17 protein-coding genes are annotated in these 19,010 nt (G+C 61.9%); 12 read left to right on the top strand and 5 right to left on the bottom strand.

What is annotated here, in order from left to right:
• Window positions 1-3 precede the first annotated feature (3 nt).
• A complete protein-coding gene (locus KIT08_10575; GenBank protein ID UYN89528.1) occupies window positions 4-696 on the top strand; it encodes a peptidase E in 693 nt (230 codons plus the stop codon).
• 57 nt (window positions 697-753) lie between these two features.
• On the opposite strand, the gene KIT08_10570 is transcribed toward KIT08_10575, so the two are convergent.
• A complete protein-coding gene (locus KIT08_10570; GenBank protein UYN89527.1) occupies window positions 754-1,413 on the bottom strand; it encodes a 50S ribosomal protein L25 in 660 nt (219 codons plus the stop codon).
• A 256-nt stretch (window positions 1,414-1,669) separates the two neighbouring features.
• Between KIT08_10570 and KIT08_10565 the strand changes: the two genes are divergently transcribed.
• From KIT08_10565 to erpA, 7 genes are all read left to right on the top strand, one after another.
• A complete protein-coding gene (locus KIT08_10565; protein ID UYN89526.1) occupies window positions 1,670-1,999 on the top strand; it encodes a hypothetical protein in 330 nt (109 codons plus the stop codon).
• Window positions 2,000-2,023: 24 nt separating this feature from the next.
• On the top strand, window positions 2,024-7,147 hold the full coding sequence (locus tag KIT08_10560; GenBank protein ID UYN89525.1) for a tetratricopeptide repeat protein: 5,124 nt from the start codon (window positions 2,024-2,026) through the stop codon (window positions 7,145-7,147).
• Complete coding sequence (locus tag KIT08_10555; protein ID UYN89524.1) at window positions 7,144-10,212, top strand: hypothetical protein; 3,069 nt, start codon at window positions 7,144-7,146, stop codon at window positions 10,210-10,212. Before KIT08_10560 ends, KIT08_10555 begins: the two co-directional genes overlap by 4 nt.
• Before the next feature lie 332 nt (window positions 10,213-10,544).
• Window positions 10,545-10,997 carry an SsrA-binding protein SmpB gene (gene smpB / locus KIT08_10550; protein ID UYN89523.1) on the top strand — a complete coding sequence of 151 codons (453 nt, stop codon included), beginning with the start codon at window positions 10,545-10,547 and terminating at the stop codon, window positions 10,995-10,997.
• A 15-nt stretch (window positions 10,998-11,012) separates the two neighbouring features.
• Window positions 11,013-12,548: a histidine ammonia-lyase gene (locus KIT08_10545; GenBank protein UYN89522.1), complete on the top strand. Its 1,536-nt coding sequence runs from the start codon at window positions 11,013-11,015 to the stop codon at window positions 12,546-12,548.
• A 16-nt stretch (window positions 12,549-12,564) separates the two neighbouring features.
• Entirely contained in the window at window positions 12,565-13,095 is a 531-nt protein-coding gene (locus KIT08_10540; GenBank protein UYN89521.1) for a hypothetical protein, read from the top strand.
• Between the two features lie 71 nt (window positions 13,096-13,166).
• Window positions 13,167-13,655 (top strand): iron-sulfur cluster insertion protein ErpA, encoded by a 489-nt coding sequence (gene erpA, locus KIT08_10535; GenBank protein UYN89520.1) that lies wholly within the window; start codon window positions 13,167-13,169, stop codon window positions 13,653-13,655.
• Window positions 13,656-13,724: 69 nt separating this feature from the next.
• Here the strand turns inward: erpA and KIT08_10530 are convergent, their stop codons facing one another.
• Together KIT08_10530 and KIT08_10525 are read right to left on the bottom strand one after the other, a co-directional pair.
• Window positions 13,725-14,036 carry a hypothetical protein gene (locus tag KIT08_10530; protein ID UYN89519.1) on the bottom strand — a complete coding sequence of 104 codons (312 nt, stop codon included), beginning with the start codon at window positions 14,034-14,036 and terminating at the stop codon, window positions 13,725-13,727.
• Between the two features lie 30 nt (window positions 14,037-14,066).
• Complete coding sequence (locus KIT08_10525) at window positions 14,067-14,702, bottom strand: SH3 domain-containing protein (GenBank protein UYN89518.1); 636 nt, start codon at window positions 14,700-14,702, stop codon at window positions 14,067-14,069.
• 40 nt (window positions 14,703-14,742) lie between these two features.
• Between KIT08_10525 and KIT08_10520 the strand changes: the two genes are divergently transcribed.
• On the top strand, window positions 14,743-15,339 hold the full coding sequence (locus KIT08_10520) for a zinc ribbon domain-containing protein (GenBank protein UYN89517.1): 597 nt from the start codon (window positions 14,743-14,745) through the stop codon (window positions 15,337-15,339).
• Window positions 15,340-15,396: 57 nt separating this feature from the next.
• Here KIT08_10520 and rsmD read toward each other — a convergent pair whose 3' ends face one another.
• Together rsmD and KIT08_10510 are read right to left on the bottom strand one after the other, a co-directional pair.
• Window positions 15,397-15,981 (bottom strand): 16S rRNA (guanine(966)-N(2))-methyltransferase RsmD, encoded by a 585-nt coding sequence (gene rsmD, locus KIT08_10515; protein ID UYN89516.1) that lies wholly within the window; start codon window positions 15,979-15,981, stop codon window positions 15,397-15,399.
• Window positions 15,978-16,490, bottom strand: coding sequence for an acyl-CoA thioesterase (locus KIT08_10510; protein ID UYN89515.1), 513 nt, complete (start codon window positions 16,488-16,490; stop codon window positions 15,978-15,980). Before KIT08_10510 ends, rsmD begins: the two co-directional genes overlap by 4 nt.
• A gap of 413 nt (window positions 16,491-16,903) precedes the next feature.
• Between KIT08_10510 and KIT08_10505 the strand changes: the two genes are divergently transcribed.
• The 3 genes from KIT08_10505 (at window position 16,904) to KIT08_10495 (ending at window position 18,999) form a co-directional block, all read left to right on the top strand.
• The gene (locus KIT08_10505; protein ID UYN89514.1) at window positions 16,904-17,293 is read left to right on the top strand and encodes a hypothetical protein; all 390 of its coding nucleotides are present in this window, start codon (window positions 16,904-16,906) and stop codon (window positions 17,291-17,293) included.
• Window positions 17,290-17,802 carry a hypothetical protein gene (locus tag KIT08_10500; protein UYN89513.1) on the top strand — a complete coding sequence of 171 codons (513 nt, stop codon included), beginning with the start codon at window positions 17,290-17,292 and terminating at the stop codon, window positions 17,800-17,802. The genes KIT08_10505 and KIT08_10500 overlap by 4 nt, the downstream gene beginning before the upstream one ends.
• Window positions 17,803-18,291: 489 nt before the next feature.
• Window positions 18,292-18,999 (top strand): hypothetical protein, encoded by a 708-nt coding sequence (locus tag KIT08_10495; GenBank protein UYN89512.1) that lies wholly within the window; start codon window positions 18,292-18,294, stop codon window positions 18,997-18,999.
• Window positions 19,000-19,010 lie beyond the last annotated feature (11 nt).

Below are 19,010 nucleotides of genomic sequence, written 5' to 3'. Positions count from 1 at the left end.
AACATGAACCAGATCATTGCGGTTGGCGCCGGCTCCAAGGCGATTGGCCGCCGCGGCCTGCGGCTGGAGCGCTACCTACTGGACGCCAGCGAGGCGCGCAAGCCGCGCGTGTGCTTCCTGCCCACGGCAGGCGGCGACCTGCCGCAACACATTAAGCGCGTCACGCGGGTCTTCACTGAGCTTGGCGCGCGCGTCTCGCACCTCACATTGATCCAACCCAACACGGCCGACGTGGAAAAACTGCTGCTGGCGCAAGACCTGATCTGGGTCGGCGGCGGCAACACGCGCAACATGCTGGCGCTGTGGCGCGCCTGGGGCGTGGACGCTGCGCTGCACAAGGCCTACCAGCGCGGCGTTGTGCTGGCGGGCGGCAGCGCCGGCGCCATCTGCTGGTTTGAGCAAGGCATCACCGACTCGGTGCCGGGCAAGCTGCTGCCGATGGACTGCCTGGGCTGGCTGCCAGGATCGTGCTGCCCGCATTATGACAGCGAGAGCGGCCGCCGCCCTACCTACCGCAAGCTGATCGCGGCGGGCAAAGTCAAAGCCGGCCTGGCGCTGGATGACCAGGCGGCGGCGCACTACATCAACGGTAAGTTGCACAAGGTGCTTGCCTACAGCCGCGGCGCACGCGCCCACTGGGTGCAACGCAAAGCAGGCCGCTTGCAGGAAACGCTGCTGGATAGCGAAAGCAAATAAGATAAAAAAAAAAAGAGCCCGCCAAATGGCGGGCTCTTTTTAGCTTGCAAATAGAGTCTACTTCTTGTCGGCGTCGCCGCCAGCGGCCGGCGCAGCAGCAGCCGGAGCAGCCGCATCGGCGGCGGCCGGGGCGCCGTCACGCGGGGCGCTCTCGGCTTCCGTCACCGGCGCACTGGCCACCACGATCAGCTCATCCGGGTCGCTCAGCACGGTCACATTGGCCGGCACTACCAGGTCACGCACAAAGATGCCGTCACCAAAGTTCTCCAGGCTGGAAACGTCAACATGGAAGCGGTCGGGCAGATCCTGCGGCAGGGCTTCCACTTCCACGTGCTCCAGACCGTTCACCAGCAGACCGCCCAGGTTGCTGATCACCGGCGCCTTGCCTTCCAGCACCACGCTGACCTCGGCACGCACGGTTTCGGTCAGGGAGACGACCAGGAAATCGACATGGGTCAGTTCGCGCAGGATCGCATCGACCTGGAAATCACGTACCAGCACATTGTGCTCTTCACCTTGCAGGTCGATCAAGACCAGGCTGGAGTAGTTGATGCGCTTGAGGATCTTTGAAGTTTCGCGCAGATCAAGCGTAACGGGGATCGGCTTATCAACATGGCGGCCGTACAGCACAGCGGGCAGCTTGCCCTCGCGGCGCAGCTTGGATACCTTCTTGCCCACCACATCGCGCTTGGTGGCCTTTAAAGTGAAACGTTCCATTCTTCCATCCTTGGGATGCCTCTCACAAACTCGCAGGTAAGCGGCAAGTCGATTACCGTGAGCAAGTTACCAATCATCCCGCTAGACCATTCCGCGAAAACGTCTCCGCTACGGAGACGTAAGTTGCAACGGCAACTTCTCGGAATGCAGAGAGGCATTTTAGCCCAAGCCGGCCCCGCCGTCAATTGCCGCCTGCCCAAAATAGGCACACTTCTTGCAACATGGGGTTCACTTTGGTCTTTTCTCGGAGGAAGACATGTACGTACTGAACCAATCTGACACCCTGCTGTTGATGGCCGCCGCCCTGTTCTTCTTTGGCATGTGTGCTCTGGCCATGGGGCTTTTCATCCTGGTCACTCGCACCCACAGCAAGGAAGTAAAAAGCCTCAGCAAGCACGCCGCCCACCTGGTGCAAAAAGGCATTGCGGAAGATGTGGCCCAGCTTGTCACCGGCGCCAGCGCACTGCTTGAAGGTGTGCAACAAATGGTCAAGACCGCTACCGGTGTTGGCATCTTCCTGACTTCGCTGGGCCTGGGACTGATGGCCGGCGGATTCTGGGTTGTGCTGCAAGTCAACTGGTCCTAAACCCACACGAAACGGAAGCACGCAATGAGCTCTTTCATCGCCGACCTCAAGACCCGCCTGCCCCAAAGCGAATGGCCGCTGGTAGTGGCCGCCCTGCGCAACGAGCCCACCCTGTGGGCTGAGCTGCAGGATGCAGGTTTTGGCGCACAAGCCCTGGAAGCCGCCGGCACGCAACGCAACGCGTGGTCGCCGGCCTTTCTGGGCTTGCTGCGCCTGGGCCAGGCCGGCTTGCATGAAGAGCTGCGCGCCAAGCTGATGGACGCGGTAGCGGAGAAGCTGCGCTACCAGGCCGCCAGCGCCTACGAGCAGGTGAGCACGCAAGGCGCAACCAACGCGCCGGATGTGGAGCAAGCCGCCCTGCTGGCGCTGGCGCTGCGTGAGCGCCGCCGCGTGCTGGGCAACTGGGAGCAGCTGGCCCAGGACCTGAGCATTGCCCCGGCTGAATTCTGGAAGCTGCCGCTGGCGGCGCTGTTCGGCATGCTGCCTCAACCGCAGGAACTGCTGGCCGCCCTGCTGAGCGCGCCGAATGCAGAATTGCACAAGCTGGGCTTGCACGCCCTCACCAGCAATCCGCTGACGGTGGACGAGCAGAGCGCGGTGCTGCTGGAAACGATTGCCGACTATCCCATCCCACAATTCCTGGCCGTGCTGCGCCAACTGGCCCATATGCATTTGCCGCTGGCCCGGCAAGCTGCCCGCTTTGCGTTGCACAAGCTCGAGAACGAGCCGCAGGGCGAGGGCAGCGAACTGAGCCAGATCGAGCGCCTGCTGCTGCAGGCCGAGATCCGCCAACTGAGCGGCCAGCCGGAAGACGCTGCCCCGCTGCTGCATGCCGCGTGGGGCGCGGCACAGCGCGTGCAGGCTGAACTGGCTGGCAAGCTGGCCGAGAACGCCGCCGTGCACGCCGATGCGCCCGGCCTGGCCGCCATGCCGGAGAGCGCAGCGGCCGCCGCCAAGAGCGCCGGCAGCAAGCACCCGGCCGCCCTGATTGCCGCGGCGCGCGTAGCGCTGAAGTCGGGCGATGTGGCCGAAGCCCAGCGGATGGCTGCTGCAGCCCTGGCCGCAGCACAAGACAGCGCCGCGGGCGAGAACGCCACCTTGATGCGCCAACTGGGCGAGATCTTTGTGGACCTGAAATTGGGTGAAGCCGCCCGCCAGGCCGCCGAACTGGCAGTGCAGCACGCCCCCAACGATGCTGACAGCGCCGCCTTCCTGAGCCGCGTGATGACGCTGTGCAATGAGCCCGAGCGCGCTCTGCAGGCCGCCCATCTGGCGGCCGCTTTGGCGCCGGAGCGCAGCGACCTGCGCCGCCAGCTGGCGAAGGCCCTGCAAGCCAGCCAGCAAGGCGCGGCCGCGTATGGCGAATGGCAAGCAGTGCTGGCGCAGGATGAAGAGCCCACGCTGGATGATCTGTTCGGCCTGGCGCAATCGGCGCTGGATGCCGATGAGATCGGCGAATGCATTCAGGCCTGCCAGCGCGTGCTGGCCGTGCAGGCCACCCACGGCGGCGCGCATGCGCTGATGGGCAAAGCCCTGGTGGCCCAGGGCGACGCTAACAGCGCCATTGAGCATTTGCGCCGCGCCACCGAGCTGGCTCCCGCGCAACACGAGGCCTGGATCGTACTGGCTGAACTACTGCGCGACCAGGGCGATGTGCAGGCGGCGCGTGACACGCTGTTCAACGCCCAGCAGTTCACCAAGCCCAACCCGGAATTGCAACACCTGCTGGGTGAGATCTATTTGACGCTGGAAGAGAATGAGGCCGCCCTCGGCGCCTTCTCGCGAGCTGTGGAATTATTGGCTGAGCCCGCCGCTCAGCCCAACACCGTATTGGCCCAGAACACTATTCTGCAATTGGGCCGCCTGCAACGCGTGCTCGGCCACAGCAACCAGGCCCGCCACACACTTGAGCGCGGCGTGCAGAGCTACCCGCAGCACGCAGGCTTGCAGCACGAGCTGGGCAAGCTGCTGCTGGCGCTGAAGGAAGCCCCCGCCGCGCTGGCCGCCCTGCAGGTGACCCTGCAAGCTGAACCGGCGAATAGTGAAGCTTTGCTGGACGCCGCGCAGGCCCAGTTGCTCACCGGCGCTGCCGCTGAGGCCGAAGGCCTGCTGCGCACTGCGCTGGAGCAGCGCCCGCTTGCCATGGCCACCGCCCTGCTGGGCGAAGCCCTGGCGGCGCAGGCCAAGCACGGCGAAGCCATCCATGAATTCGAAGCCGCCCTGCGCTCTGAACTGGCGCAGGAGCCGGGCTGGAACAAGCGTCTGGTGCTGGGCAAAGCGCTGGCGCAGGCCAAGCAAGGCGAGCACGAGGAAGCATTGCGCGTCCTCGAAGCGCTGGATGTGACTAACCCGAATGACCCGGATGTATTGCACGCCCTGTGCATGGCGTACAGCCATGCCGGGCGTACCGAGGAAGCCTTCCAGATCGCCAGCAAGGTCTACATGACCAGCGGCAAGGATGAGCACGACGTGCTGTGGTTCGCCAACCAGGCCGAAGCGCTGGGCAAGAATGAAGACGCCCGCCGCGCCCTGGGCAAGGGCATCGCCGAGCACGGCTCGGCGGCCCACATTCTGCGCCTGGCCGAGCTGGAATGGCAGGACGGCACACACGAGAAGGCCGTGGATACGCTGGCCGCCCTGCTGCGCAGCGCTAACGGCGCTGCGCTGGCCAAGGCCGGTCGCTTCCTACTGGAGCGCCGCGCTGCAGCCACGAGTGTGTCATATTTCAAGCGCGCCCTGGAGCTGGAGCAGACGCCGGCCCTACTCGACGCGCTGACCGAGGCCTACGAACATAGCCAGCAGTGGAACGAAGCCCTGGCTACGATCGAGAAGAACCTGACCGCCGAGCCAGGCCAGCCTGCTCTGCTGGCCCGCAAAGCGCGCATCCTGCAGGCTGCAGGCCGCCCGCAGGCCGCCCTGGAAGTGCTGGAGCAAGCCATCGAGCGCATGCCGGACGACCTGGGCCTGCTGGCTAACAAAGCCCGCCTACTGCGCGCCGCTGGCGAATGGGCGGCTGCCCTCACGGCTGCCGAGAAAGCCTTTCATCTGGATCACAGCCACCAGCCGCTGCTGCAGTTGGCCGTAGAGTTGGCGCTGGCCACGCTGCAGCCCGAGCGCGCTCGCGCCCTGCTGGCTGAGGCCACGCCCAACAGTGCGCCGGATGCGGAACTGGCCTGCTTGCAAGCCGAGCTGGCCCTCGACTCCAATGAAGAGCTGGCCGCGGCCAAGGCGCTGGCGCCCGCCCTGGAAAGCGACCAGCCCGGCCCGCGCGTGCTGGCTCTGCAATCGCAGATGGCCGCCCGCCGCGGCGACCGCACGCAGGCCGAGCAATATTTGAATACCGCGCTGGAGATGGTGAACACCAAATTCAGCGAACCGCAAGATGCCTTGACCCTCATCAGCCTGGCGCGTGCCGCGCAAGGCTTGTTGAACTATGAAGCCGCAGTGAACCTGCTGCAGTTGGCCGTGAAGCTGGTACCCGGCCAGGCCCTGGCGCAGTTCGCGCTGGGTAAGGCCATCGTGCAGCGCGCCGAATGGCAGCAGCTGTGCGCCGCCAGCAATGCGCTGGCCGCCCCGGGCGCAGACAGCACGAGCCCGGAGGTGTATGCTGCAGCCCGGGCGGCATTCACCGCTGCGCTGAGCACGGCGCCGTTCGCCGGCGCACGGGCTCAACTGGAACACTGGCTGGCGCGCGCCGCCCTGCGCTTCGGCAACAACGCCGATGTAGAGGCCCTGCCCACCGGCTACCCCAGCAGCGCCGGCGAAGCCGCCGCGCTGGTGTATGCCGCCCACATGCGCGGCGACCTGCGCACAGTGGAAGCGAACGCCAAAGGCTTTTGGCGTTCGCCCGAGGTGCTGGTAGAGCGCGCACTGGCCTTCGGCGATGCCGATGCCAGCAGCGCGCTGAAGTGGATGCTGGGCGCGCTGGAGCAGAAGCCGCACCTGGCGCCGTATCACGCCCTGGCGGCTCGCTTCGCCCAGCAGGCCGGCCAGGCGCAGACCGCCCTGGAGCACATTCGCCAGGCCATCGCCCTCTCGCCCGTGCAGGCGATGTGGCAAGCCTTCGCGGGCAAGCTGCTGCAGCAGGCCGGCGCGCTGGCGGACGCCATCGACTATTTCGAACACGCCGTGGCCATGCAGCCGCAAGACGCTGAGCGCCACTTTGAACTGGGCCAGGCCCAGCTCGACGCTGAGCAGTACCCGCTGGCGCAGAAGTCCCTCGAGCAGGCCGCCAAACTCCAACCCAAATCCGCCGCATACGCGCTGGCGCTGGCCCAGGCTTACAAGCTGGCCGGTGACTTGAAACAGGCCGGCGAGAAGGCGGCCGCCGCCCAAAAGCTGGCCCCCAATTCCAACGCGGCGCTGGTGCTGCAGGCCGAGATCGCCCTGCACAACAACGAGACCGCCACCGCCAAGAGCCTGGCTGAGAGCGCCCTGCGCCTGGCCCCGACGGACAGCAAGGCGCTGAGCCTGTACGCCGAATGCCTGCACGCCGTGGGCGAAGTGGACGACGCGCTGGCGGTGCTGGAACGCTCGGAGCAGTACGCCCAAGACAAGCTGCCCATCCAGCTGCGCCGCGCCCAACTGCTGCCGGCCGAGAAGGGCCTTAGCGAAGTGCTGCGCCTGAGCAAGGCCAACACCGAACGCCCGGATGTGTACCTGACCCTGTCTGAGATGCTGGCAAACACCGGCGAGACGCTGGACGCCATCCACGCCGCCCAGCGCGCCGCCAAGAAAGCCGACAGCTTACCGCTGCCGCAGCAAGCCCGCCTGCACCTGCACCTGGGCAAGCTGCTCAAGGCCAGCGGCCAGCTGGATCAATCCTTGCATCATCTGGATGAGGCCGCCGCCCTGGCGCCGCATCTGAGCGACGTGCAGATCGAGCGCGGCCAGGTGTTCCTCAGCCGCCGCCAGTTCAAACAGGCCATGCAGGCCTTGGAGCTGGCCGCCGCTGCCGCGCCGCACAGCCCGCAGCCGCACCTGCAGGCTGCCCAGGCGCTGAAGGATGTCAAAGACTACACCGCAGCCGAAGCCGCGCTACGCAAGGCGGCCCAACTGGCGCCGCGTGAGCGCAGCATCCAACGCCAGTTGGCGGCGGTGATCGCCCTGAACCTGATCCACCAACCGCAGGAAGTGAGTGCGCTATGAACGACACTTTGAAGAAACAACTCTCCACCGGCAAGCCGGTTGATCGCGCCACAGTACTGACCCTGCTGCAGGTCGCGCTCAACGCAGGCGAGATGCGCTTTGTGCGCCAGGTGGCGGAGGACTGGCTCAACGCCTATCCTTACGATCTGCATGTCGAGTTGCTGCGCGCTCAGGCCTTGATCAAGGACGGCAAGCCCGAAGTAGCCTTCAAAGTGCTGCGCCGCTTGTGCGAGCTGGACCCGGAATTCGTCGAGGCACAGGAGCAGCTGGCCAAGCTGGCCCGCCGCATCAAACCCACCGTGGCCGAGGCGGCTCGTGCTGCGGCCACCATTCTGCGCCGGCCCTTCCAGATCCCCAGCGATATTCAGCCTTGGGCTCAGAGTGTGCTGCGCGCCCAGCAAGCCTTCAAAGTTGGCGACCTGGAGCAGGCCGAGCTGCATGTGCAAGCCGCCCTGCTGGCCGAGCCACCCTCGCCATTACCCGGCTTGCTGCATATTCAGATTGCGCAGGTACAGGGCCTGACCTGGCTGGCGATCGAAAATCTGGTCGAGCTCTACAGCGGCATCTGGCCGCATTGTTTGCAACTGCGCCTGCTACACGCGAACTTCCTGGTGGAAAGCGGGCAGGAGAATGCCGCGGTCGATGTGCTGCACGACTGCGCCGCCGAAGACGTGAGCGGCCAGGTGGCCCGCCGCGTGTGGGGCGCCGGACACCGCTTTGCGGTGCTGTGGCCGGCCTCGCTGCAGCACGCCATCAGCACGCCCATCCCTGCCAAAGTGGCGGCGGGTCTGGGATGGAACCAGATCGATACGCTGACTTTTGCAGAGCCGGCTGAGGCCAAAGCCTTCGAGCCAGCCCTTGAGGCGGTGCATGTGCCGATGTTGGATGCTGAGTCTTTGAAGACCCGCGAGGTCAAGAAAGATTTTGCCAAAGGCATCAAGACCAAGAACACGTTGCTGAACGAAGAAGCTCACACGCCAATGTTCAATGGACGCGAGCTAAAGTCTGGCAAGGTTAAGGCCGAGTTCGCCAAGTCCATCGATATTGACGAAGCGCTGGAATTTAGCATGCCGTCCGTGGCAGCCGATGAGCCGGTGAGCCACGGCCTGCTTAGCGACGAACTGGCTGCCGACATAGCCGCCCAGGCGCAAGCCGAAGCCAAAGGCATCTTAGGGGCCAGCGAGGCGCACGCGCCGGGGCTCGCCGACCACGAACCGGAGACGGACTATCTGGTGGAAGCGAAGGCCGCAGAGTTCGGCGAGGGCGAAGCCCACGCACCCGGCTTCGACGCAGAACCGCAGGCCGAATTCACACCGGACTTTGCGGAAGCAAAGTCTGAACCGCTACAGACGCGCAGTGACGAAGACATCAACGAAGCGTTGCACCACGCTCTCTCCGCCCTGCCCGAAACCCTGATCGATCTGGAAGAGATCAACACCGCCACCGCCGAGTCGCTGCGTCTGCGCGCCGATGGCCGTTATCCAGCGTACATACTGCTCAGTTCCAAAGATAATCTGGTGCGCCAATACGGCATGGAGGGCTTCGCCACTGTGGACGCCAGCCTGCGCGCCGTGGCCGCCGCCACCGATGCGCTGCCCAAATGGGGTTCTTATGTGATCTACGCCGATGACGAAGCCTGCATGGCCTCGTTCGGCCTTAAGTCGGTCAACGCCAACGATCCGTGGGCCATCAAGCATTTATTGGCCGACCTTGACGAAGCGCTGCGCCAGAACGGCGAGATGATCGGCGCCCTGCTCATCGTGGGCGGGCCGAAGATCGTGCCCTTCCACCATCTGCCTAACCCGGTAGATGATGATGACAAGGATGTACCCTCCGATAATCCATATGCCAGCCTGGACGAGAACTACTTCGTGCCCACCTGGCCGGCTGGCCGCCTGCCCTCCGGCAACGAAAAGGATCCTGCCGCACTGCTGAAAGCGCTCAACCGCATCGAAGCCAGCCGCGAGACGGTGGTTGCGCAGCAAGACCCGCTGCGCCAGCTGGTGATGCGCCTGCTGATGATGTTCGGCTTGTGGAAGCCCAAGCGCAGCAGCTTCGGCTACACAGCCCAGGTGTGGCAGCGCGCTTCGCACTCCGTGTACCGCACCATCGGCGAACCCCAGCGCCTGAGCCTAAGCCCGCCTACCGAAACGGGCAAGCTACCCAAAGAAGCTGGCAAGGCGCTGCAGGTGGCGTACTTCAACCTGCACGGCGTGGAGGACGGGCCGGATTGGTACGGCCAGCGCGACCCGCTGCTGACCCCCACCGGGCCGGACTATCCAATCGCCATGAGCCCCAGCGATGTGGTCAACCATGGCCGCGCTCCGCAGGTGGTATTCAGTGAGGCCTGCTTCGGGGCCAACATCTTCAACAAGACCGTAGACAATGCCCTGGCGCTCAAGTTCATCGACTCGGGCAGCAAAGCGGTCGTGGGCTCCACCGTCACCTCGTATGGCGCAGTCTCCACGCCGCTGATCGCGGCGGACCTGCTGGGCCAAACCTTCTGGCGCCTGCTCAACGAAGGCCACCCGGCCGGCGAAGCCCTGCGCCGGGCCAAGATCGCCATGGCGCAAACCATGCACCGCCGCCAGGGCTACCTGGATGGCGAGGACCAGAAAACGCTGATCTCGTTCGTGCTATATGGCGACCCGCTGGCCCAGGTCAGCGCGGATGCCACGCTGCCCAAGCGCATCCTGCGTGCAGAGGCCAGCGAGATGAACACGGTGTGCGATCTGCCGGATGCGTATGGCCTGGGCGACAACATCCCCATGGAAGCCCTGCCCGAGGAAACCCTGGCCACTGTCAAGGCGGTGGTGAAGGAATACTTGCCGGGCATGCAAGGCAGCGAGGTCAGCGTGAGCCATGAGCACACCAACTGCCAGAACCACAACTGCCCGCTGCCGCATGACCACAACACAGGCGCCAAACGCACGATTTTGGCGCCCAGCCGCAGCTTGGTCACGCTGAGCAAAAAGGTGTCCAGCGCCGGTCGCATGCACCCCAAGTACGCCCGCATCACCATGGATGCACAAGGCAAAGTGGTCAAGCTGGCGGTGAGTAGGTAGTTATTAATCTGCTACAAAAAAGAGAAGCGCAGCATGCTGCGCTTCTCTTTTTTTGTCGTTCCAAGCGCAATGAAGACATCGCGCCTGTTTCCGTCATTGCGAGGATTGCGCAGCTAAGTTGCGCTGACGAAGCAATCACCAATATTGTCCAACGGCTTGACACACCCTTGCACCACCAAACACTCTGAGTTATAGATGCCACCATGCCACTGAGAGCACTCAGCGCCCCTAGTTGTTAGTTGTTAAGTTATTAATTTTTGACCCCCGCTCCCTTTCGCGCAATAACTTCTCATCCTCACAACCTGTCAGATGCGGCATAGTAGAATCACACGATGGCTGAAAAAGTAGTCGCTCGCAACCGCAAGGCCAGGCATGATTACGTCCTCAAGGAGAAATACGAAGCCGGCATGGTCCTGATGGGCAGCGAGATCAAGTCCATACGCGCCGGGCAGGTGAGCCTTAAAGAGGCGTATGTGCGTACCAATGGGCGCGATGCCTATCTGGTCAATGCCCACATCGCCCCCTACCACCAGGCCGGCAAGGACGGGCACGAAGCGCTGCGCGAGCGCAAGCTGCTGCTGCACGCCGATGAGATCGCCGACCTGTACGAAGAGGTCAAGCGCAACGGCAGCACCATCGTGCCACTGCAGATCTATTTGAAAAAAGGCCGCGCCAAACTGGAAATTTCGGTGGCCAAGGGCAAAAAGAAGTGGGACAAGCGCCAAGACATTGCCAAGCGCGACGCCGAGCGTGAAATGGCACGCGCCATGAAGAACCGCGAATAACCAAGCAGGAGCCGCATGCCCAGACCCAGCATTGAAATAGACGGCGAGCATCTCAGCCTGCATGACGTCGTGCAGGTAGCCCACGGCCAGGCAGACGTTCGCCTGGCGTCCGCGGCCCGCCAGCGGGTAGCCCAATCGCAAGCCTGGGTGGATGACATCATCGCCCACGGCAAGCCGGTCTACGGCATCAACACCGGCTTCGGCATCTTTGCCGATAAGCAGATCTCTCCCGAAGACGCACGCACCCTCAATCGCAATCTCATCCTCAGCCACGCCACCGCCACCGGCCCGGAACTGCCCGCCGAGGTGGTACGCGCCGCAATGCTCATCCGCGCCAACACGCTGGCCGCCGGGCACTCCGGAGCGCGGCCTGAGCTGATCGAAACCTTGTTGGCGATGCTCAACAAAGGCGTTACGCCCATCATCCCCTCGCAGGGTTCGCTCGGATCGTCGGGCGACTTAGCGCCGCTCTCGCAGCTGGCGCTGGTGCTCAGTACTGACGCGGCTGACCGTGGCGAAGACTCTGGTTGGGCGACGTATGCCGGACAGCGCATGGACGGCAAGACGGCCATGGCCGCGGCCGGCATCCCGCGGCTGGTGCTTGGCCCCAAAGAAGGCCTGGCCATTACCAACGGCGCAACCTTCTCGGCCGCGCTGGGCGCGCTGACCCTCGTGCTGGCTGAAACGCTGCTGGATACCGCCTCCCTGAGCGCCGCCATGGCGCTGGAGGCAATGCAAGGCGCATCCGCCGCGCTGGATGCGCGGCTGCACGCCGCCCGCAAACAGCCCGGCCAGATGGCCGTGGCGGAACGCATGCGCGCCCTCACCAAGGGCAGCACCCTGCTGGATACGGCGGGCCGCGTGCAGGATGTGTACTCGCTGCGCTGCGCGCCGCAGATCCAAGGCCCGGCACACGACGCGCTGGCCTATGTGCGCACGGTCATCGAACGGGAGATCAATGCCGCCACCGACAATCCCCTGCTCTTTAATGGAGACAGTATTTCCGGCGGCAACTTCCACGGCGAGCCGGTGGGCATGGCGCTGGACTTCCTCAAGATCGCCCTCAGCGAGATCGCAGCCGTCTCCGAACGGCGCAGCTTTCTGTTACTCGACAGCAAGATGAACGGCGGCCTGCCCGCGATGCTGGTGGCCTCTCCCGAAGCGGCCGGCCTCAATTCCGGCATGATGATGCTGCAATACACGGCCGCCTCGCTGGTGCTCGAGAACCAGACCCTGGCCGCGCCCGACTCGGTGCGCTCACTGCCCACCAGCGCCGGGCAGGAGGACCACAACGCCAACTCGATGACCGCGGCGCGCCACGCCTGGCAAGTGGCGCACAACTGCGCCCATGTGCTGGCGGTGGAGCTGACCCTGGGCGCACGCGCCCTGGAGCTGCGCCTGCGCCAGCACCCGGAGGCGCAGGCCGGCCGCGGCACGGCCGCGGCGCTGGCATCCATCCGCCAGCACGCCCCTGCCCACGAGGGCGACGCCCTGTGGGCGCCGGGTGTGGAGCGCGTCAAGGCCGCGCTGCTAAGCGGACAATTGAGTTAAAGCAGAGGAGGATGCGATGAAATTCGTAAAAACCATTCAACAATTTGGGCAGTTACTCTTTTTGTTCATGTGGTTTCCTTTTACCTGCATCTTTGCTGGAATGGCTGCCGAAATGTTTGGCGATGTAGGAATTCGCTTTGCCGCTTGGGTCGATAACTACCTGCCCGGGCTCATCAGCATCCAACCCTCAGGCCTTTCGCGTCTGAGCGAGATCGCGTTGACTATCACCATCGGCTTGTCAATCGTTAGCATGCTGCTCATTTTTGGCGCGCCAGCCCTTGCCGGCATTCTGAACCGCCGCGTCCTTCAAACCGGCAAGGCGGCCACTGCCAGCATTGTAAGCATGACCCAAACCGGAACCTATATCAACAACAATCCCATGGTGCGCTTTGTGCTGGAGGTGGAGCCTGGCGATGCCAGCCCCTTCCACGCCGAAACCGAGCGGTTGGTGCAATTGACCGAGCTGGGCAGCCTCAAACCCGGCGACACGGTCTCCGTGCGCTACAACCCCGAGACGAACGAGGTAGCCATCAGCAGCGTAAACTGAGCCAGGCAAGAGGTTGACACAGCCTGTGGGATTGATAAAATAGACGGGTATCACTTTGAAAAGGAGCTTTCATGGCACTCGCTGAAACCCAGATCAACGCTCAACCGATGGTTGAGTCCCCTCAATTGACGATTACTGCCCCGGCAGCTGAAGCTGTGCGCGGTTTGATGGCTCAACGCAACCTGGAAGACCACGCCCTACGCGTGTTCGTTCAAGGTGGCGGCTGCAGTGGCTTCCAATATGGCATGGCCCTCGAATCCACCGTGCGCGACAGCGACGTGGTGGTGGAGCAGCACGGTGTGCGCGTGGTGGTGGACGAAGTCTCCGTAGGCTACCTGCGCGGCGCCAGCATTGACTATGTCAACGATGTGATGGCCAGCGGATTCAAGATCGAGAACCCCAACGCCACCTCGGCCTGCGGCTGCGGCCATTCCTTCCGCACGGACGGCCAGGACGCCCCTGACCACCATGGCGACGCCGGTTGTGGTTGCGGTGGCAGCCATGCCCACGGCGGCCACTCGCACGCCAGCGGCGCAAGCTGTGGCTGCGGCGGCCACTAGCACCGACAACTTCAAGAATAAAAAAAAAAGCTGCCCTGTTGGGCAGCTTTTTTTGTTGTCTCGCTGGGCTTAGCGCTTTTTGCGCTGGATCATCACCGTGAGCAACGTGGATACCAGCACCAGCGCGAACAAGGTTACGCGCAGCGCGCCACCCTGATCCGGGTTGGTAAGGCCATTCTGCATCAGGAACAGCGCATTCAGGCTCAGGTAGACTGCCACCGCGCCCCAGCCCGCGGCCATCTTTGCCTTGCCTGCGGTCAGCGCCCACAAGGCCAGCAGCAGGCTGGCCACCACACGCATCGGTTCAAACTGGCCGGTGGCCAGATGCAGCGCAATGTCGCCCAGCTGCACCAAGATCAAGGCAATACTAAAAGTCCTCATACCTTCTCTCCTCAACTCTCTTTCGGAAAACTAGCGCTCACGCAGATAGCTTACTGCGGCGGCGAACAGGCCCATCAGCCCCACTCCGGTAATGAGCATGCCCACTGGCACGCCTCCCACCCGGCCGGTGCCGGCTTGCTCAAACTCGGGGATCTCCAGCGGTTCCGGCGGGGTAAAAGTGGGCATGCGTGTGGCGGGGATATCCAGCACGAACTGGGCCGCCAGCGTGGGGTCAATGGTGGGCGTGACGCGCGGAGTCGGCGTGGGCGGCGGCTCAATGATGTTGAGCTGCGCGGTGCCGAAAAGGGTGACCAGCGGGGCATATACCCAAGCCACGCCTTCGGCGACGGCGGGGTAAAAGACCTGGATCCATTCACCAGCCACTGAGCGGCCCTTAGCGGCGACTTGCTCGCCGCCCACCAGCACGCCCACCGTGGGATAGTCCGTGCCCGGGCCACTGCGCACGTTCACCTGCACATGCGATGGGTCCACGATAATGTAGGCGCCCACCGGCGTGCCGGTAACGGTGGCAATGGAGACAGTCGGCTGCTGGAGCTCTGGCGCTGCGTAGGCCGGGGTGAGCAAAGGCGCGGCCAGTAGGCTGAACACGCCGGCCAGCATGACGGCACAACTAATGGAGAAGATACGTACAGATAAGGACTTCATGCGGAGGCTCTGATTATAATCAGCCGAGGATGAGCGCGCGATGAAAACCAAACGATACAACGGCGACCTTGACCATGAGGAGATGGCTTCAACCCTGGCCAACTTCTTCAACCGCGGCGGGCTCTCAGCGCAATCGTCTGTGCGCGGCGATACGGCGTATGTGAGCATCGCCACGCGCGACAACCGCGCCAGCGGCGGGCGCACAAGCCTGGCCGTGGCGCTGGCCAAGCGCGGCGAGCGCATCGAAGCCAGCGTGGGCGAGCAATCGGTGCTGGGGCTGGCGGGCAGCCTGGGCGCCAGCGCCCTGCTGACCTGGCTTAACCCAATGAACCTGCTGGGCCGGCTGGATGATATTGCCGCCGACATCGAGAACCTCTCGCTGGAACAGCAGGTATGGAAGCTGTTGGACCGCATGGCGGCCAACGGCGGCGCCAGCACGCAGTTGGCGCGGCGCCTGCAGCGCATGGCGTGCAGCTATTGCAACACGGCCAACGCGGTTGGCGAGGGCCGCTGCGTGGCGTGCGGCGCGCCTATGGGCGACGTGCAGCCGAGCGGTTGCCCGAAGTGCGGCTTTGTTGTGCTGGCGAAAGAAAAAGAATGCCCGAATTGCGGGCAGAAGCTGAAGCGGGCCGTGTAGCCCCCACCCGCTCGCCTAAGCTCGCGTCCTCTCCCACTGGGAGAGGACGGGCTAATGTCAATCAGCATTTGAGTCTACGGGTGAGGGTATCCGCTCGTAAAACACCAGCAGCACATTGCCGTACTTACGCTGGTCGAATTCTTCTAAATTCTGCAACTCAACAGCTTCATATTCGGTGGGGTCGATCTGCACGATAACCCAGGCGTCATCCACCAGCCAGCCGGGCGCGGCGTCGAGCGCCAACAGGGCGCGCTTCCACAGGTCGTGATATTGCGGCGGGGCGATGAAGGCGTAGTCAAACTGGCGGTCCGGCGGCGCGGCCAGGTGGGCGAAGGCGTCGGTCTGGCGCACCTCGGCGCGGGTCTGCAGTTTGGCGGCGGTGAGATTAGCGTAGATGATCTCAGCGGCGGCGCGGCTGTTATCGATCAGGCGGGCGTGACCGGCGCCCTGGCTGAGCGCTTCGATGCCCACGGAGCCTGTACCGGAGAAGAGATCAAGAAAGGCGGCGCCGGGCAAGCTGGGGCGCAGGATATTGAAGAGGGATTCTTTGGCACGGTCGGTAATGGGCCGGGTGCCGTCACCGGGCACAGATTTGAGGCGCAGCCCGCGGGCCGTGCCGGCGATGATGCGCGGCGCGCTCATTGCGCGTCTTTGCCGAAGAAGGAGCGCTCCTGCTTGGCCTGCTCGAGGCGGTACTTCTGGCGGGCGGCGCCCTGCTCCATGCGCTGGCGCTGGAAGTCGGTCTCGGCTTCCAGGGGCGGCACGCGCACCGGCTTGCCGTCCTCGCCTAACGCTACGTAGACCAGGTAGGCGGTATTGGTATGCCAGCTCTCGCCCGTAGTGGGGTTCTCGGCGTGCACGGAGACTTCAGCCTCCATCGAGGTGCTACCCACATAGCTGACCTCGGCGTGGATGATGATGAGATCGCCAATGCGGATGGGATGCTGAAAGGTCATGCGGTCGACCGCCACGGTGACGACGCGCTGGCGGCTGTGCTTCATGCAGGCCAGCGCCCCAGCCTCGTCGACCAGCTTCATGATGTGGCCACCATGCACGTTGCCGAGGATATTGGCATCGTCAGGCTGCATCAGCTGGGAGATGGTAATGCGCGAGGCGGAGACGGGTTGGGGAACGGTTTGTTCTCTCGTCACGGGTGAATTATAGCTTCGAAAAATCTGCCACACCAAGAATGGCTAACCGCACCAGCAGCAGCCAAGACGCTTGATAACAGAAGCATTTTCAAACAGATGGTCCCCCTCAACAAACAGGCCATGAGCGAAGCCAAACACAAACCGTTCTCTGCACTTGCGGAACAGGAAAATATCATCGTTATCCGGGCGAGTTGCTTAGGAAACACCTTAAAACGCCCGTAGAAACGCACAATTAAGTAGGGAAACAGCCTACGCCTGCAAACGCCCCACAAATCATGATATAATACTCGCATATTCAAATATCATTATGTTCTACATCAGGCGGGCGGCGACCCTTGGCGCGGTCGCATGCCAGAATAGGCATTGACATAATTTGAAGACTAGGTTATAATTCAAGCATATCAGGAGGCAATATGAGCACACGCTCTTTATCGGACCTTGTTCTAGATGAGGCAAAGCTAGTCGAAGAATTGCTGGCTGCAACTTTGCGCCCGCTCGTGAGAATCAGCCGCTCGGGTGAACTCATACTTGAGCCAGCTTTTCGCTCCCTATCTCTGGCTCAAAAAGTGCTGACAGTAATCGCGGCAGCAAAAGCGATGAAGCTTTTGGAAATACGCGACAGCGAAGAGATTGGGCCAACTGAGATTGCTTTGCTTGCCGGAATTCCAGTCGGGTCAGTGAAGCCATCTGTTCGGGCTCTTCTGAACAATGGGGATGTTGAGGCCACTCCGGGTGGACGCTATACAATCCCGTTACGAAATCTAAATTTACTCTCAAGCATGCTACAAGGAGGACAGCGATGAAACAGGACGATATTCTCTCAGCGGCCTCGGCGGCGCAGAAAGCTGTTACGGATATTCCTACTGAATTCCGCGGGCACGCCTTCCAGGTCGTTTTCGAAAAGCTCCTTGCCTCAGATAATGTCGCAAGCGGCACTACTCCTACCCCAAAGCAAGTAGTAAGCTCCGGGAAACACGGAGAACAGGCTGGCGTCGTTGAAGCAGTATTAAGTTCAGACATCGACTTCTCGGAATTCGATAAGTACATAAATAATGGGTCGTGGCTAGAGCGTTCGCTTATTGTTTTGTACATGGTCGAACAGCAACTAGGCGCAAGGTCGCTGACTCCGCCAGAAATAGCTAGGATTCTGAAGGAAAAGCTAAGAATCCCCAGCGTATACGCGCCGAATATCAATAGAGCAATTTCCACGAAGATGAGCCATTTTGTCCGGAGTCCGGAAGGGCAAGCATACAGGTATTCGCTGTCAAGCCTAGGCCTTAACAAAGTCAAGTCGATGATTGAGAGAGAGTAGAGATGAACATTCAAGAATTGCTAGCCTGGGCAGAAGAACAAGTAAAGGCCCTGCCTTCCGAATACAGGGTTGCTGCGTTTCAAGAGCTACTGGGTTATAAACTTTCCGCCAGGCAGCCCGAATCTGCGTCAACTTCCGCGCAAGTCTCCCAAGGTCCAACTGCGCCAGTAGTTAGCAATTGGATCTCACAAGTCCTTAGCAATCTGCCACCCGATTTTGCAGTTAGTGAAAGGGGATCGGAAGAGCAAAGGGTAGCTTGGGCAGTACTGCACCTAGTTGCCGCTGGCTCGCTTGCTGTGAACAAATCGATTGGAGAAGAAATCAGACTAAAGCTCAGCGTACACCCACCTAGTCGTCAGAACATCAATCGGGCACTCCGAAAACTCACACCTAAGTATCTCTCTCGAGAGCAGCACGGACGAGGTTTAGCATACTTCCCTAAACCTACCATACGAGAATTATTTGGAAATCTTACCTAAGAGGAACAAAATGAACATGTCATTTGAGGATTTCCGAGATGCAAGTAAATTATGGGAACAGGGAGAGCCCGATCGAGCTGAACGAACAGCTTTTTACGCGTTGAAGGGTTTGGGCATCGAAACCTTTTCGTTATCTGATTTAGAGGACTGGTATGCACAGTTAGGGTTACCCAAACCCAACAGAACACGATTGGGCAAAAAAATACGGCAGTCTGGGCGTATTATCAAAGCTAATGGCCAGGGTTCTTTTCGGCTCCATCCCAAGTCAATCCAAGATTTGGAAACAGAATACAGCGATCTGGAGAATGGAAGCACGTCAAGAAACGCTCACAGGTTCATAGATCCGAAACGACTCGATGAGATAAGAAGACTCACGACGCATAGCTTTGATTTCGCTCGCCTTATTAGACTTTGCGAAGAACTGGACCACAACTTTGTTAGTCAAAATTACTATGCGACTGGAATGTTGCTGAGATCGGTCTTGGACCATGTTCCCCCAGTTTTTGGCTGCAAAACATTTAGTGAAGTAGCAAACAACTATGGGACCAGGTCGTTTCGTGAGCTGATGGCTTACCTTGAAAATGCATCGCGGAAACTTTCCGATTCCTATTTGCACACTCAAATCCGAAAGAAGGAGAAGTTACCCACAGCAACTCAGGTCAACTTCTCTCAACCCTTTGATGCACTTCTTGAGGAAATTGTTCGTATCAATAGCTAAAGTTGGCAGCG

The sequence above is a fragment of the Anaerolineales bacterium genome (assembly GCA_025808555.1).
Taxonomy (GTDB): Bacteria; Chloroflexota; Anaerolineae; order Anaerolineales; family UBA11579; genus JAMCZK01.
This window is presented reverse-complemented; position numbering and strand designations above follow the sequence as displayed.

What these genes read in the sequence shown, in the direction of transcription:
- KIT08_10495 (UYN89512.1), top strand. Translation starts at nt 18,292, where the DNA reads ATGAACATGTCATTTGAGGATTTCCGAGATGCAAGTAAATTATGGGAA.
- smpB (UYN89523.1), top strand. Translation starts at nt 10,545, where the DNA reads ATGGCTGAAAAAGTAGTCGCTCGCAACCGCAAGGCCAGGCATGATTAC.
- erpA (UYN89520.1), top strand. Translation starts at nt 13,167, where the DNA reads ATGGCACTCGCTGAAACCCAGATCAACGCTCAACCGATGGTTGAGTCC.
- KIT08_10555 (UYN89524.1), top strand. Translation starts at nt 7,144, where the DNA reads ATGAACGACACTTTGAAGAAACAACTCTCCACCGGCAAGCCGGTTGAT.
- KIT08_10505 (UYN89514.1), top strand. Translation starts at nt 16,904, where the DNA reads ATGAGCACACGCTCTTTATCGGACCTTGTTCTAGATGAGGCAAAGCTA.
- KIT08_10560 (UYN89525.1), top strand. Translation starts at nt 2,024, where the DNA reads ATGAGCTCTTTCATCGCCGACCTCAAGACCCGCCTGCCCCAAAGCGAA.
- KIT08_10500 (UYN89513.1), top strand. Translation starts at nt 17,290, where the DNA reads ATGAAACAGGACGATATTCTCTCAGCGGCCTCGGCGGCGCAGAAAGCT.
- KIT08_10540 (UYN89521.1), top strand. Translation starts at nt 12,565, where the DNA reads ATGAAATTCGTAAAAACCATTCAACAATTTGGGCAGTTACTCTTTTTG.
- KIT08_10570 (UYN89527.1), bottom strand. Translation starts at nt 1,413, where the DNA reads ATGGAACGTTTCACTTTAAAGGCCACCAAGCGCGATGTGGTGGGCAAG.
- KIT08_10565 (UYN89526.1), top strand. Translation starts at nt 1,670, where the DNA reads ATGTACGTACTGAACCAATCTGACACCCTGCTGTTGATGGCCGCCGCC.
- rsmD (UYN89516.1), bottom strand. Translation starts at nt 15,981, where the DNA reads ATGAGCGCGCCGCGCATCATCGCCGGCACGGCCCGCGGGCTGCGCCTC.
- KIT08_10520 (UYN89517.1), top strand. Translation starts at nt 14,743, where the DNA reads ATGAAAACCAAACGATACAACGGCGACCTTGACCATGAGGAGATGGCT.
- KIT08_10525 (UYN89518.1), bottom strand. Translation starts at nt 14,702, where the DNA reads ATGAAGTCCTTATCTGTACGTATCTTCTCCATTAGTTGTGCCGTCATG.
- KIT08_10545 (UYN89522.1), top strand. Translation starts at nt 11,013, where the DNA reads ATGCCCAGACCCAGCATTGAAATAGACGGCGAGCATCTCAGCCTGCAT.
- KIT08_10530 (UYN89519.1), bottom strand. Translation starts at nt 14,036, where the DNA reads ATGAGGACTTTTAGTATTGCCTTGATCTTGGTGCAGCTGGGCGACATT.
- KIT08_10575 (UYN89528.1), top strand. Translation starts at nt 4, where the DNA reads ATGAACCAGATCATTGCGGTTGGCGCCGGCTCCAAGGCGATTGGCCGC.